The following is a 14,255-nucleotide window of genomic DNA, read 5'->3' on the forward strand; positions in this document are numbered from 1 at the left end:
AAAAAAGCCAGCGGACCGGCCGCTCGGCGATTCGCGGCGGGTCGCTTGCCGACATCCACACGAATAAGGAGACTGGCGCATCGGCCAATCTCCTTATTCGACTGCTCGCTTATTCAGCTGCTTGCTTTTCAGTTGCTTGCTTAATCAGCGGATATCTCCGGCATGTTCAGCCTTGGCCGATCCAATCCGCTTGCGCCTTCGCCTTCCACTGCGCGCGAATCGCCTCGTAACGTTCCGCCTGCAGCATGCCCTCCGCCAACAGACGGGCATTTTCCGTCCAGCGGTCCGTCTTCGTCGTGCCGACGATGGCGGCATTCACGCCAGGCACGGAGAGCGTGAAGCGGAGCGCCGTGCCGATCGATTCGTTCAAGTCGCCCTGCAGGAAGTCGTAACCGAGCGCCTGCAGCCGATCCCAGTACGCATGATGGTACCCGGATTCCGGCTTTTTGCCCGTCTTCCATGCCGCGTTCGCGATCGGCCGTTTTGCCACGACGCCGATGCCCCGCCGCTGCGCTTCCGCGATCGTCAGCGTGATCGCCTCCTGGTCGGCAATGTTGACCGATGTCTCCAGCGAGTCGAAGGCGCCGCATTGCACGGCGTAGAGCGCGGCTTTATGGTCACCGCTGTAGCCGATGTAGCGCGTCTTGCCTTTCTTTTTCGCCCGTTTCAGCACGTCGATGACGTCGCCCCGGCGAAGCAGTTCTTCGGAGCAGCTGTGCAGATGCACGATATCGACGTAGTCCGTCTGCAATCGTTTCAAGCTTCGGTCGATGCTGGCCTCCAGCATGGCCGGATCCCAGTCGGGTTGATCGAAGCCGGATGCGTGGCCGCATTTGGTGAACAAATAATAATCCCCGCGCCGCCGCCCGATCGTCTTGCCGATCAGTTCCTCGCTCGTGCCGTAACATTCCGCCGTGTCGATGACGTTCAGGCCCGCGTCAAGCGCGCTGCCGAGCAGTCTGTCCGCTGCTTCGGCGCTCATGCCCTCGAAGCCCATCTCCGCGCCGCCGAACCCGAGAATGCTCACGTTCATGTCGGTTCTCCCGTACTGCCTCTTCTCCATCTTGTTTGCCGCCTCGCTTTCGTCTTGATTGGATTGTTTTGCCTTCTTGCAGTATAGGCCGTCCGCTAATCCTTGAAAAACGAAAATTTTGTAAGCAGGCAAATCTGCGTGCAGGAATCTCAATTCGCCGCCCATCGGCATCCATTGTTTGCGGATACACTTCTCTTGTTATTACACTTGGGAGCGCCATGCGAATCGAAGCCTCCGGATTGGAGCGTATTCGTCATTCTTACACTAGAAGTTAACCGCGTAATGAAGCTGGACGACGCCGCCGCCAAGCGGATTGGCATTCAGAAGCTCGATATCTTTGAACGAATAATGATTCGGGTCGATTGTAAGATGGAGCCCTTTGCCCTCCAGCACGGGCGCAATATTGAAGATCAGTTCGTCGGCGAGCCCCTGACTTAAAAATGCATTGTGTAAATCCGCTCCTGCCGCTACGATTGCGGTGCGATGACCTTTATGCCGCAGATAATTCAGGGCCTCCTCCGGCGATCCCGCAATCGTTGCCCCCGGAAGGGATTCCAGATTTCTGGAAACTACGACGATATCCAAATCGGCAAATGGACCTCCTCCTCCTCCGGCCGCCATGCTCTCGAACGTACGCCGTCCGACAATAAAATTCCCGGCCGCCATGGCATGCTTCGCAAAGTCGTCCAGCGCTTCCTTCTTCGGCGGGTTCTCGGGACTCGACTGCGCATAGTTCCCGTTGGCGCTCAAGGTTGCCCATACTATCGTTTTCATCGGTTCGTTCCTCCTGACGTTCTAGTCCATAGATTTCGAATCGCTGCCGCTACCCGATCCGGCCGATCCTCCTGCACGTAGTGAGAAGCATCGTCGAGGATTTCGGTTTCGTTCCTAGGCAGATAGTACTGCCATTTGTTCATGGCCTCAAGCGGGAATCCGGCGCTGTCTTTTGACCCCCATATTATCTGGGCGGGCAGATCGGCGAGCGAGGGGAGCCGCGATTCAATCGCCGCCAGCCAAGACCCTGCCTTGCGGATGTGCCGGGGGAATACCCAGGTCGGCTTTCTGGATGCCGGCGTCGGGAAAGGATCGGTGTAGGCTTTCCTGAGGCTGTCCGTCACCTTCTCGGCATGATGGATGCCCTGCGGAACGATGACCTTGGCGAAGAAGTTGCGGCGAGTCTGCAGCCAATACCCGAGAGGCCGACCTCCCATGACAAGCGAGAACAATTTCATCGGAAGCTGCGCCGCTGGCCACGCCCAGGTGTTCATCAAGACGATCCCGCGCAGCTGCTCCCGGTTTCGCACGGCGTAATCAAGACCGATCGGCCCGCCCCAGTCTTGAACCACGAGTATAAAATCTTTCAGCTTCAGACGACGGATGAAGTCCGAGATGACTTCCGAATGCTCCTGCGGCGTATAGCCGTAGCCGGACGGCGCTTTGGACATTCCGAAGCCCGGATAATCCGGTGCAACCAGCCGGCATTCCCCGCTCAGCTCCTTGATGACATTTCTGTACAGATAGGACCACGTCGGATTTCCGTGCAGGAGAAGAACCGTCGGTCCGCTGCCTTCGTCCACATAATGAATATTCCCATCGCGGTACGGCAGCCAGCGGTCCTGGAACGGGTACTCCGCCGGATCCACTTCAAAAGGTCGTTTCATTTTCGTCTTGCCTCCCTTCGATCGTTAGCGATCTTCCTTTATTTGCTTCCCTCTATGGTCAATGGTATTGGATCATGGTACATTTGAAAAGTAGTTACATTAAAGTGCAGTAGTTTCATAAAATGAACCATGGAGGAATCGCCATGTTGGACCGCTCTTGTATCGAAGCCATCGATCCATTGCTGGAAATCTTGGATGGAAAGTGGACGCTTCCGCTCCTTTTGGAGTTATTTGTCGGAACCAAGCGATTCGGGGAGCTGCGTCGAAGGCTGCACCCGATCAGCCCGAAAACGTTAACGGATCGACTGCGGGTACTCGAGGAGAAGGGAATCATTACCCGCACACAGTATTCCGGCGTTCCTCTGCATGTCGAGTACGAGCCGACCGAGCGCGGCTGGAATTTACAGCCTATATTTGCGGCCATGTGGACATGGGTGCAAGAAAACAACTTCCATGCCGAGCCTGGGGCGAAAGAGATGGTTTAATTTTGAATGCATATGCAAAAACGGCAGCCATTGCTGGCTGCCGTTTCAGAATGTCGAGAAAATCAAAAATCGCATAACTCTATTGGGTTGCTTACAGATCGTCGATGCAAGCCATGATAGTCCTACTTGCGAAAATGACCCTAATCCTAAGCGCTTTAGAGCACTAGAGCTAACGCTTGTACGGAAGCCTATTCGGCTCGAAATCCCCCTTTTATATCGTTAACGCTTACCAGGAGAGCTATTGGGCGAATTTCCGCACGATTCAGCTCATATTCGCCAAATAACGTCTGTCATAACCGTTAGGGATTATTTAACCGTGTTTTTGAGGGATTAGCACCGCTGACAATCGTTAGAAGATAGGAGTTAGAAGTTAGAAGTTAGAAGTTAGAAGTTAGAAGTCAGCCCAACTCACGTTGAACGATCCGCAGCTTCAGTTGCTTGCTGATATGCCCCCCACCGTCGTATACATCGCCCTTAATTGGACCTGAAACTAAATTGAGAAACCTGCCGTTTCAAAAACGCAGGTTCCTCTACAATCCAAAACGGCAGCCATTGCTGGCTGCCGTTTAGAGATTTTCGAGTTACGCTTACCTTTTTTCTTTGACCTCTTAAGCTTCTTCAGAACGCAATATTTAATTTCTTGCGCTTGTTGTCCCATGTTAATGATGCCTCGATAATATCAGCAACCTGACGTGCGGGAATAAACAGAATTCCGTCAACACGTTCCAATACGGTATCCATCAAGGCTATTTCCTCGCCGATCTGCACGGTGTTGAATCCGACCCGATAGGTATACGCTCGTCCCTTATACGTTAAGGTTACCTTGTCGTCATTCTGATCTGGCAGAGCAGGCTCGATTCCAAATCTGCTCATATTCGCTTCCGTCAAAGGAACCATAACCCGATTATCTTTGTTCGTATAGAAGTAATCATAGGGTCTGCTTACGATCAAGTCCTCTGCGTTAATCGAGACGGCTGCGTCTGATCGTTTCTGGAAATCTTCCAAGAGAGACTGCCCCTCCAGTTTTTCCTTTTCGCTCACTTCCTCAGGCGATAATGGCCTGACCGTATTGATCCACGCCTCGTTGGATGAATCGTATAGCTTTGAATCTATTGTTATCACTTCATAGAGTTCCCCCGCTTTGAAGCCATAACCGCCGCAAGAATAAGCTGCATTTGGCGTCCATACATGTACTAGCGCTTTTACGTTGCCTTGTTCAAGGGTATACACTTCAAAATAAACATCGTTCCCATGCTGCCCATCGTCTCGAACCTCAAGTGCTTTTCCTGTAAACGCGAGCGATTCCGGCCGTGGTTTGATCATTTCGCCGGTAAAATCACAGGCTGAGGCTACCCTGGCATGAACGAGGAGAGCACTCATACCAATTGCGACCGCCATGAATAGAAAAATTAACTTTCTTATCGCTCCGCTCTTTAGTACGCTGCGCATATCGTCCCTCCAAAAAGAATCCATTTTTTCCCACGATGACTTATACTCAGATTCAGATGCATTTGTTGCGCCAAGTTCCATGGGAGCTAGATTGGAGGGGATTAATCTGCAATCGTCCAAGAAACACATTTAGGCAGCCTTGGCCACTGTTGTGTTGCGGTCCTGTTTGCGAATCGCGCCTATTTTCAAGATAAGCTCACGGGTAACATTGCATTCAATGAAGGCATTGTGCTCACGAAGGCATTCAGCGTTAAATCCAGCACTGCCCATCAACAGTCATCGGCAGCGGAAACGATCCTGGTATGGGCCGATAACGGAAAGCCCGAGCGCTTACGAATCGCGGCCTCGTTCGAGATTGAACCCGAAGATTTCAACGTATGATCAATAAGATTGGATTTGATTAAATCATTTCCATGGATGCTGGGAGCTAATAGCTGCGGATAATTAGGCATCGAGTATTAATCGGTTACGATTACGCGATCAGACGATAGCACGATTGTGCTGCATCGGCGCCCAAAAACGACAGCCATGCTGCCGTTTGGTCACCGTTGATCTACCGTCACCTTTTCGTCCAATAGACTCCCCGCACGCACGCCCTACGGCTGCCGGAACCGGTCGTACGCCGTCTGCTGGATCTCGACGGCTCGATCGATGCCGAGCAGCTTAAGCTCTTCGACATAAGCGTCGAAGCCCTCCATCGGCTCGATGCCGAGAATGAATTTCAGCGACATCTCGTCCGTCAGCGTCTCCGCGTCCTGCATGATCGCCGAGAGCTCGGCGTTCTCTTTCTCCGTCTTAGGCGTGGCCGGCAGCGTATGTTCCGTAGCGTCCGTATCCCCCCAGAGCCGAATCGCCTCCTTCTGCTCGGGCATCTCGTAATACTGCTCCATGTACCGGACATCCTGGACGAACGGCCCGAAATAGCTGGCTCGCGTATACATCGCAAGCGCCTGCGACGGCGCCAGCTTCTCCGGATTGTTCAGGATCAGGTCCGTATAATGCGGATAGCCGTCCTTCATCTCGTAGCTCACGCCTTCGATCCCGAAGTTGAACAGCATATGGCCTTTCGGGCCGTACCCGAAATCAAGCAGGCGAGCCGCCTGCTCGACGTTCGGGCTCGCGCTCGATATCGCCACTCCGCCGCTTGACCCCACCGCCGGAGCGAGCTGCCCGAATGCCGGCCGATCGCCCCGATGCAGCACGGGATACGGAGCCGCAACCAGCTCCGCCGACGGATCGTGCTGCTGCAGCACGGGGAGCCAGGTGCCGATGCCCGCCCCCGCGTTCCAGATGCTCGCGCCGCTCCGCCCCGTCAGCATGCTGACGTCCTGCGTCTCCGAGTCGACCGCCGCGAAGTTCGGATCGATCAGTCCCTCGGCATACCAATCGCGGAACAAGGCCAAGAACGATTTGTACCCGGGTTCCTGCGCTCCGTACTTCACCTTGCCGTCCTCCAGATAGAAGCCCTTCTTGATTCCGAATGCGCCGATGAAGCCGCCGCCTTCGATCCCGAATAGCGGATAAGGCACGCCAAGGAACGTAAGCGGCGCTTCGATGCCTTTTCGCTGCTTGAACGCCTTGAGCACCAAATGCCAATCGTCGATCGTCTCCGGGACGTCCATGCCGAGCTCGTCCAGCCAATCCTTCCGCAGGATCGGCCCCTGATAGGTACGCAGCCGATCGTCGTTCTGCACGAACGGGAACATATAATAACTGCCGCCCGCCGTCCGGATTTGCTTGTCGATGTCGGGATGCTCGCGCAAATAGGCTTTCAAATTAGGCGCATAGCGGTCGATCACGTCGTTAAGCCTCAAGATATACCCGTCCTTGATCGCCTTCTCCGGCCCGCCCGGGAAGTTCGCCCATTCGTATTCGATCATGTCCGGCAGCTTGCCCGATGCCAGCATGACGTTGATCGCTTCCTTCGCCTGGTTCGACGGGGGCTGGATGAAGGTCAGCTTCACGCCCGTCTCGCGCTGCCATTCCTGGAAGAAGGGCACGTCTTGGAATCGCTGCCTGGCGCTTGCCGCGTTCCCGTTCAGCTCCGCCCAATAGGTCATCGCCGCTCCATCGCCGCTGCCGGTACCGCTGCCGTCGCGTCCGTCCCTGCTGCCGCCGGCATCGCTCGGAGAACCGATCGACTGCTTTGGCGCATCGGGATTCTTGCCTGCAGTCCGAACACTGGCGCTTTCCCTGCAACCGACAAGCGCCAGGATCGCGACCGTCGCCGCTGCTGCAGCCATCAGCCGCATGCTTCTCCGTCTCATCGCATGGCCCCCCGCTTAGTAGATTTCCTTGTACTTGCCCGGCGTGATGCCTTCGTATTTCTTGAACACCCGAATGAAGGTCGCAGGGTCGTTGTACCCGACGAGACGGGAAATCTCGTTGATTGAATCGCGCTTCGCGCGGATCATCGCCTTGGCCTGTCCAATGCGCGTCTTATGGATGCAATCGAGCAGCCCTTCGCCCGTCTGATTCTTGAACAGCCGCGACAGGTAGCTGCCCTTCAGGTCGAAGCGTTCGCCGATCGCGTTGACGTTCAGGTTCGCGTCCGCATAATGCGCCTCGATGTACCGGGCGACTTCGGCGGACAGCTCGCGGAGCGATCCTTCCCGTTCCAGCGAAGCGTTGCTTGCCCGTTTCTCCGCGGCGAACGCGCAAACGTCCCGAAGCAGCGCCTGCAGCGCTTCCTGCATCTCCTGGATCGTGCCGCAGTCGATGACGGCGTCCATCCAGCTCGGCTCGTTCTCCCACGAGCCTCCTTCGCCGAGCTCGTTGATGGCCTTGACCATCGTGCCGACGAGGTTGAAGAGCAGGCAGCGCGCCAGGTTGAGCGGCATGACCCTTCCTCCGAAATTTCGGTCCGTTATCTCGCGCATGTAGGCCGAAGCCTGCTCGAAATTGCCGGTCTTGATGAAATTGATCAGCTGCTGCTCGACCTGCAGCGGATAATAATAGCCGCTGCCTGCCGAATCCGCCGGGCTGACGCGGATGTCCTCGTAGTTGATGATGCCCTGCTTTCCGAGCACCATCTTGTATTCCATCGCGTCGACGGCCTCTTGGTAGGCCGCCGCGATTCCCGCCCAGGACGAATGAATCCCGCTGACGGAGATCGTCAGCTCCATGTCGTACCGGCGCAGGAAGGTTTGCGCATCCGACGCAATGGCCTGCATCTCGCCGCGGGCGTCCGAGGCATCCGGCTTCAGGCAAACGAGGCAGGCCTGCATATCGTCCACCTCCGCGACATAGCCCGCATGCTGGTGCTGCAGCGCCAGCTCTTCGACGACATTGCCAATGATGAACGGCACCAGCTTCGCCTGCTCGTTCAGATCGATGCCCGGCAGCTTGGCGTGCAAGCTCTCTTCGTTCTCCAGCACGAACAGGAGTACGGCGAATTCGTTCGACGGCAGCGACATATGGAAGGAGCGGAACGCCTCCTCGTACGGGACATGCGTCTCGAGCCTGCCCTTCAACAGCCGATGGATCATATTGGAACGGAGCGTATGCTGGTGCTTCTGCAGCTGCATCGCGATCCGTTCCTTCTCGCTTCTCGCGTTCAGAATCGCGCGTTGAATGAATCGGAGCTCGTTGCCGTCCTCCTTCTCCGGCGGCGCGTTTCGGTCTGTAAGCGATTGCATAAGTTCGTGAATCGGCGTGTAATGCCGGCGCGTGAAGAACCAAGTCAGCATGCCGGCTCCGACCAGGCTGAGCAGGATGCTGATCGACGCGAAGCTGCGAACGTATTCGGCCTTTTTCCAATAGACGGCACTCGGGACGATGATCGCGTATTTCAAGTCCGAGACGGCGGAGGGCATGTAGAACAGCTCCGAATCGCCGATCCGCGCATCGCCCAGACGGACATGTCCGCCGTCGAGGAACGGCTTCAGCTCCGGCGTGTCCTGCCTGCTCGACAGCAGGATCTCGTTGTCCTTGTTCAGGATCAGCAGCAGCCCTTCGCTGAAATTCGAGATGCCCTCGATCGCCTGCCGAAATCTCGAGGCGTCCGCCATGACGACGATCGATCCCGTCGGCCGGCCGCTCAGATCGTTCGGCAGCCGCGTAATATAGGCAATCGACGTATCCGACGTGCCGGCGCCAAGATGCGGCAGCACCGCGAACCGGTTGGCTTCCTTGCCGTGCACCGCCGCCGACCAAGCTTCGTAGGACAAGCCCCCCGTATCGTGGAGCGTGCGGAATGCGGTCTGCAAGTCACGGATGTTGCCCGGCCGCAGGACGGCTTTTCCCTGATCCCAGACGACGTAGAATTCGTCGATCGAGGCGTAGGAGGTCTTATAGAGACGGAATTCCTTCACCAGCTGGTAGGCGTTGAAGGGCGCCTCTTTCGCCGGCTTGTTCGAATACATCAAGTTCTGCAGCTTGTCGTTCCACGTGATCTCCATGTCCAGCCGCTTCATCAGATCGACCTGGTTGTCGATCGTATACCGCATCTGCTTCAGCAGCGCGTCGTTGGCGCGGTGGATCTCGCCTTTCAGCGCATGGCTGGCCTGCGAATAAATGACCAGGCTGATCGCGATCGGGACGAACAGGACCGCGCTGTAAGAGATCAGCCAGGTAAACACGATGCTTTTGCGTTTCTGCCATAAAGCGCGAATCATCGGCAAGCTCCCTTCCCCGCAAGCTTGAATTGGTCGTCTGGAAGGACGCGTTCAGACCTCCATTATACCGACTCGCGCCGATGGAAAGGAATGGGGAAAATCTTAAAACCGATTTACAATAACGACAACGATGCGCAGCGGCGCTTCCGGCCAGGCACGCGAATAACCCGAAAGGACGACGGACGTCCCTTCGGGCTGCCATGCAGAGGATATTGAGCGGGCCTAACCTGCCGGCTGCGTCGAACCGCGGTCAGAAGATACGACGCTTCCAGCCGTTCAGCTTCGCGACCGCCTCCATGAAGAAGTAATCGCCGTAAATCAACGAGACGTTCACGTTCTGACCCGCCGGCTTGTGGCCCGTTCCTTGCGTCAGGATACCTTCGTGATCCGGCAGGTCCCATGTCGCGTATCGCGCGTCCAAGGACGAGAGGATGCGCTCGGCCGCACGGCGGTACCCCCTGCCTTCCCGCTCGGGAAGCGCGTCCGCGAGCTCGATCAGCCCCGACGCCGCGATCGCGCCGGCGGACGTGTCTCGCGGTTCGCCGCCGAGTTCCCCCTCCGCCCGGAAATCCCAATACGGGATGTCATCCTCCGGCAGGTGGGCGACGAAATAATGCGCCACCTGCTGCGACGCTCGCAGGTACGCCGGATCGCCGGTGTGCCGGAACGTATTGGCCAGACCGTAGAGTACCCAGGCGTTGCCCCGGCTCCAGGAGGAATCCGGCGCCGCGCCTTGGCCGCCGAGGGCTTCCGTGCGCTCGCCCGTCTCCGGATCGAAGCAGACGATGTGATGCGCCGATCCGTCCGCCCGGACAAACTCCCGCAGCACCGTGTCCGCGTGCAGCTTCGCGATATGCGCGAAGCGCGGATCGCCGCTCTCCCCGGCCGCCCAGAACAGCAGCGATACGTTCATGGCCGTGTCCGCGATCGCCCAGCCGATCCGGTCTCCGTTCCAGGCGCGGATGAACCCGCCCCGCGGATTGAACCGGCCGGCCAGGAAATTCGCGGCGAACAGTCCCCGCCGCCGCGCGTCTTCGTCGCCGGTCAGCGCGAATTTATATACGGCCGTGGGCAGGAACTGGAAGCCCACGTCGTGGTCGAAGCGATTCTCCTTCAGCATCAATCGCTCCAGGCGCTCGTCCCAGCTCCAGGCGGCTTCGCGGTATTTGGCCTCTCCGCTCATGTCGTAGGCAAGCCAGAGCATGCCCGGCCAGAAACCGGACGTCCACCAATCGAGCGGCGGATCGTCGTATCGTCCGTTCTCGCCTGCGACATGCGGCGAACGATCGCCCATGACCGCCAGTATGCCGTCGACCTTGGCTGCGATTCGCGCCCAAGCCGCGCTGCGCGCGGTTTCGTTCCATTCTGTCGTTTGGATCATTTTCCGATGCCTCCTTTGCATATGCCGCGCAAGCTTGCTCCGCGCGGATCAACCTTTCAGCGAACCGACCATGACGCCTTTCACGAAGAACCGCTGCACGAACGGGTAGACGCACAGAATCGGAACCGTCGCGACCATGATCGTGGCGTACTTGATCGTCTCGCCGATCTGGAACCGGTCGCCCGCCGAGGTGCCCGTCGACATGCTGTCGGTCGAGTTGGAGATCAGAATCTCCCGCAGGATGAGCTGCAGCGGGAACAGATCCCTGCTCTTGATGAACACCGAGGCGTAGAACCAGCCATTCCACTTGTCGACCGCGTAATACAGGATCATGACGGCGATAACCGGCATCGACAGCGGGATGATGATCCGGAACAGAATCGTGAAATGATTCGCGCCGTCGATCTTCGCCGACTCCTCGAGGCTGTCCGGAATGCCCATGAACGCCGTGCGCATGATGATGAGATTGAAGGTGCTGACCGCGAACGGCACGATCGTCGACCAGAGCGAGTCGAGCAGGCCGACGCCTTTCACGATCAGGTACAGCGGGATCAAGCCGCCGCCGAAAAACATCGTGAACACGATCAGGAACATGAACACGTTGTTCCACAGGACGTTCTTGCGGGACAGCACGTAAGCTCCCAGCGCCGTCATGAACAGATTCACGATGACGCCGGCGATGACGATGAAGAGCGTGTTGCGGTAACCGTTCGCGATGCCCGGATTCGCGAGAACGCTCTTATACGCGTCGAGGCTGAAGCCGAGCGGCTTCCACAGAATGCCTTTGTACACGATCAACCGGCCGGCTTCGCTGAACGAAGCGAACAGCACGTACAACAGCGGGTACAGCGTAGCGACGACGAGCAGCAGCAAAATGGCGTATATCGCGACATCGAACGCCCGGTCGAAGAAGCCCGTTTCCGTTTTCATCCTTCCCACCTCACCATAGGCTGCTCTTGCTCACTCTTCGGCTAATAGCGTTAGCCGACACGAGCAGAATGAGATTGATTGCCGAATTGAACAGACCGACCGCCGAGCTGTAGCTCCAGCCGAACTCGAGCAGGCCTTTCCGGTACACGAAGGACGAGATGACATCGGCCGTCTCGTAAGTGACCGGGTTATACAGCAAAATGATTTTCTCGAAGCCGACATTGAGCAGATTCCCCATTCTTAATATCAACATGATCGCGATGGTCGGCATAATGCCCGGCAGCGTGATGTAGACGATCTGCTTGAACCGTCCGGCGCCGTCCATCCGTGCCGCTTCGTACTGCTCCTGGTCGATGCTCATCAGCGCCGCGATGTAGATGATCGACTCCCAGCCGATCCGCTGCCAGATCTCCGACGAGATGTAGATCGGGCGGAACAGCCCCGGCTTCTGGAGCATCGCCTGCCCGTCGTAGCCGAGCCAGGTGAACAAGCGGTTTATCAGGCCATCGGCGTTGGAGAAATCGGTGATGATGCCGCAGATGACGACCAGCGAAATAAAGTACGGCATGTACGTGATCGTCTGCACGACGCGCTTGAACATCCGGTGGCGCACCTCGTTGATGAGCAGCGCCAGAATAATGGGCGCCGGGAACTCGAACAGCAGCGAATACAGGCTGATGAGCAGCGTGTTTTTCAAGATGCGCACGAAGTAGTAGCTGCGGAAGAAATCCTCGAAATGCTTCAGCCCCACCCAGTCGCTTCCCAGAATGCCTTTCATCGGGGAATAGTCCTTGAACGCGATAAGCGCGCCGTACATCGGCGCATAATGAAACACGACGTAATACGCGAGGACCGGCAGCATCATCAGGTACAAATATTTGTTCAGCATGAAATCACGAACGAAACGATTCTTGACCGTTGACGGTTGTGCCATAACGCGATGCGTTCACCTCGATTCGGGGGAGAGAATGCCTTTCCCTCCCCATTCTCTTACCTGCTGTTGTAGCGTTCCAAGGCGGCCGTCTGGATCTCGATCGCCCGGTCGAGGTTCAGCGACTTCATCTTCTTGAGGTAGTCGTCATACTTGTCGACCGGCTCGGTGCCGAGAATGATCTTGAGCGTCATCTCGTCCACGAGCGTGTCGATATCGGTCATGATCGTCGCGTACTCCGAGCTCTCCTCCGGCGTTGGGGTAAGCGGCGGCAAATTGTACTTGGCCGCGTCGGTTTTCGCCCAGATGCCGATGGCATCGCGCTGCGTCTGAAGCGCGAAAAACTGCTCGGCGTACCGTTTGTCCTGGACGAACGGGCCGTTGTAGCTGCCGCGGGCGTACATCGAGATCGCCTGCGCCGGCGCGAGCTTATCCGGATTTTTCAACAGCAGGTCGGTGTAAGTCGGATAGTCGTTCACCATGTCGTAGCTGACGCCTTTCGTGCCGAAGTTAAAGAACATATGGCCTTCCTCGCTGTAGCCGTAATCCAGCATGCGGACCGCCAGCTCCGGATCCTTGGCCGACGTAGTGACGGCGACCGTACCTTCGGAGGAGTACGCCTGCTGGCGCTGGCCGAACTTCGGCGTATCGCCTTTCTTCAGCACCGGATACGGCGCGGCGACCAGCACGGCCTTCGAATCGTTCGCTTGGACGAGCGGCTGCCACTTCCCGATGCCGCCGCCCGCGTTGCCAACCGTAGCGCCGGTCGCGCCGGAAGCGATATTGCTGTCGAGCGCCTTGGAGTCCGCCGTCGCGGCGTTCTTGTCGATCAGTCCCTCCGCGTACCAATCGTGGAACAGCCGCAGGTACTCCTTGAACCCCGGCTCTGCCGGACCGAACTTGATCTGGCCTTCTTCCTGGTAGAAGCCGCGATTCACGCCGAACGCGCCGATGAACGCGCCATTGCCCGACTCGTTGAAGAACCGCGGCTTGCTGACGAACGAGAGCGGCGCAGCAGCTCCTTTCTTCTCCTTAAATGCACGCAGCGTGTTCGTCCAGTCGTCGATCGTCTCGGGTACCGGCAGTCCGAGCTCGTCGAGCCAGTCCTTGCGGATGATCGGTCCCTGGAAGACGCGGAGGTACTCATCGCCGCGAATGAAAGGGAACGCGTAGTAGCTGCCGCTGTCGGTCTTGACCATTTTGTCGATATCGGGATGGTCCTGCAAAAATTTCTTCAGGTTCGGCGCGTTCTTGTCGATCAGATCGTTCAGCTTCAGAATATAGCCGTCTCCGATCGCTTTCTCCGGTCCGCCAGGGAAGCCCAGGAAGTTGTACTCGAGCATGTCCGGCAGATCGCCGGAGGCGAGCAGCACGTTGAGCGCTTCCTTCGTCTGGCCCGCGGGCGGCGAAGTGAATGCAAGCTTCACGCCGGTATTCTTTTGCCAATCCTGGAAGAACGGGACTTCATCGAGCGACGATTTGACGCCGATCAGATTGCCCGTGATCTCGCCCCAGTACGTCAACGTCTTATCGGTCTTGATCGGATAAGCCGACGCTTCGCCTGACCCTGCCGGCGATCCGGCGGTTCCTTCTTCCGTCGTTCCGTTCCCCGTGCCTCCCGCGCTGCCGTTCGCGTTACCCGTGTTACCCGCGCTTTCGTTGTTGCCGTTGTTCGACGAGCAAGCCGCGAGCAGCGAGCCGAGCAGGACGACGCTCAAGCCGGAAGCCATCCATCTTTTCATGTTTTCACCCTCCGTTGATTCGTATCG

General features: G+C 57.4%; 11 protein-coding genes. 1 reads left to right on the top strand and 10 read right to left on the bottom strand.

Annotation, left to right across the window (positions count from 1 at the left end):
• Window positions 1–166: 166 nt before the first annotated feature.
• From GT003_RS16025 to GT003_RS16035, 3 genes are all read right to left on the bottom strand, one after another.
• On the bottom strand, window positions 167–1,063 hold the full coding sequence (locus GT003_RS16025; protein ID WP_161699517.1) for an aldo/keto reductase: 897 nt from the start codon (window positions 1,061–1,063) through the stop codon (window positions 167–169).
• 234 nt (window positions 1,064–1,297) lie between these two features.
• On the bottom strand, window positions 1,298–1,807 hold the full coding sequence (locus GT003_RS16030; protein ID WP_161699519.1) for a dihydrofolate reductase family protein: 510 nt from the start codon (window positions 1,805–1,807) through the stop codon (window positions 1,298–1,300).
• Window positions 1,804–2,694, bottom strand: coding sequence for an alpha/beta fold hydrolase (locus GT003_RS16035; RefSeq protein ID WP_161699521.1), 891 nt, complete (start codon window positions 2,692–2,694; stop codon window positions 1,804–1,806). Before GT003_RS16035 ends, GT003_RS16030 begins: the two co-directional genes overlap by 4 nt.
• A gap of 143 nt (window positions 2,695–2,837) precedes the next feature.
• Between GT003_RS16035 and GT003_RS16040 the strand changes: the two genes are divergently transcribed.
• The gene (locus GT003_RS16040) at window positions 2,838–3,179 is read left to right on the top strand and encodes a winged helix-turn-helix transcriptional regulator (RefSeq protein ID WP_161699523.1); all 342 of its coding nucleotides are present in this window, start codon (window positions 2,838–2,840) and stop codon (window positions 3,177–3,179) included.
• Window positions 3,180–3,797: 618 nt separating this feature from the next.
• On the opposite strand, the gene GT003_RS16045 is transcribed toward GT003_RS16040, so the two are convergent.
• The 7 genes from GT003_RS16045 to GT003_RS16075 form a co-directional block, all read right to left on the bottom strand.
• Window positions 3,798–4,628, bottom strand: a complete 831-nt coding sequence (locus tag GT003_RS16045) for a stalk domain-containing protein (RefSeq protein ID WP_161699525.1) — start codon at window positions 4,626–4,628, stop codon at window positions 3,798–3,800.
• A gap of 596 nt (window positions 4,629–5,224) precedes the next feature.
• Entirely contained in the window at window positions 5,225–6,895 is a 1,671-nt protein-coding gene (locus GT003_RS16050; RefSeq protein ID WP_239565889.1) for an extracellular solute-binding protein, read from the bottom strand.
• A gap of 15 nt (window positions 6,896–6,910) precedes the next feature.
• Window positions 6,911–9,244 carry a helix-turn-helix domain-containing protein gene (locus GT003_RS16055; RefSeq protein WP_239565890.1) on the bottom strand — a complete coding sequence of 778 codons (2,334 nt, stop codon included), beginning with the start codon at window positions 9,242–9,244 and terminating at the stop codon, window positions 6,911–6,913.
• Between the two features lie 250 nt (window positions 9,245–9,494).
• On the bottom strand, window positions 9,495–10,625 hold the full coding sequence (locus GT003_RS16060; RefSeq protein WP_161699530.1) for a glycoside hydrolase family 88 protein: 1,131 nt from the start codon (window positions 10,623–10,625) through the stop codon (window positions 9,495–9,497).
• Window positions 10,626–10,673: 48 nt separating this feature from the next.
• Complete coding sequence (locus tag GT003_RS16065) at window positions 10,674–11,555, bottom strand: carbohydrate ABC transporter permease (protein WP_161699532.1); 882 nt, start codon at window positions 11,553–11,555, stop codon at window positions 10,674–10,676.
• Window positions 11,556–11,565: 10 nt separating this feature from the next.
• Window positions 11,566–12,489 (bottom strand): ABC transporter permease, encoded by a 924-nt coding sequence (locus GT003_RS16070; RefSeq protein ID WP_161699534.1) that lies wholly within the window; start codon window positions 12,487–12,489, stop codon window positions 11,566–11,568.
• A gap of 56 nt (window positions 12,490–12,545) precedes the next feature.
• Window positions 12,546–14,228 (bottom strand): type 2 periplasmic-binding domain-containing protein, encoded by a 1,683-nt coding sequence (locus GT003_RS16075; protein WP_161699536.1) that lies wholly within the window; start codon window positions 14,226–14,228, stop codon window positions 12,546–12,548.
• Between the last annotated feature and the right edge of the window lie 27 nt (window positions 14,229–14,255).

This window comes from Paenibacillus sacheonensis (assembly GCF_009909195.1).
GTDB classification, from domain to species: domain Bacteria; phylum Bacillota; class Bacilli; order Paenibacillales; family Paenibacillaceae; genus Paenibacillus_Z; species Paenibacillus_Z sacheonensis.

What these genes read in the sequence shown, in the direction of transcription:
- GT003_RS16025 (WP_161699517.1), bottom strand. Translation starts at nt 1,063, where the DNA reads ATGGAGAAGAGGCAGTACGGGAGAACCGACATGAACGTGAGCATTCTC.
- GT003_RS16030 (WP_161699519.1), bottom strand. Translation starts at nt 1,807, where the DNA reads ATGAAAACGATAGTATGGGCAACCTTGAGCGCCAACGGGAACTATGCG.
- GT003_RS16035 (WP_161699521.1), bottom strand. Translation starts at nt 2,694, where the DNA reads ATGAAACGACCTTTTGAAGTGGATCCGGCGGAGTACCCGTTCCAGGAC.
- GT003_RS16040 (WP_161699523.1), top strand. Translation starts at nt 2,838, where the DNA reads ATGTTGGACCGCTCTTGTATCGAAGCCATCGATCCATTGCTGGAAATC.
- GT003_RS16045 (WP_161699525.1), bottom strand. Translation starts at nt 4,628, where the DNA reads ATGCGCAGCGTACTAAAGAGCGGAGCGATAAGAAAGTTAATTTTTCTA.
- GT003_RS16050 (WP_239565889.1), bottom strand. Translation starts at nt 6,895, where the DNA reads ATGAGACGGAGAAGCATGCGGCTGATGGCTGCAGCAGCGGCGACGGTC.
- GT003_RS16055 (WP_239565890.1), bottom strand. Translation starts at nt 9,244, where the DNA reads ATGATTCGCGCTTTATGGCAGAAACGCAAAAGCATCGTGTTTACCTGG.
- GT003_RS16060 (WP_161699530.1), bottom strand. Translation starts at nt 10,625, where the DNA reads ATGATCCAAACGACAGAATGGAACGAAACCGCGCGCAGCGCGGCTTGG.
- GT003_RS16065 (WP_161699532.1), bottom strand. Translation starts at nt 11,555, where the DNA reads ATGAAAACGGAAACGGGCTTCTTCGACCGGGCGTTCGATGTCGCGATA.
- GT003_RS16070 (WP_161699534.1), bottom strand. Translation starts at nt 12,489, where the DNA reads ATGGCACAACCGTCAACGGTCAAGAATCGTTTCGTTCGTGATTTCATG.
- GT003_RS16075 (WP_161699536.1), bottom strand. Translation starts at nt 14,228, where the DNA reads ATGAAAAGATGGATGGCTTCCGGCTTGAGCGTCGTCCTGCTCGGCTCG.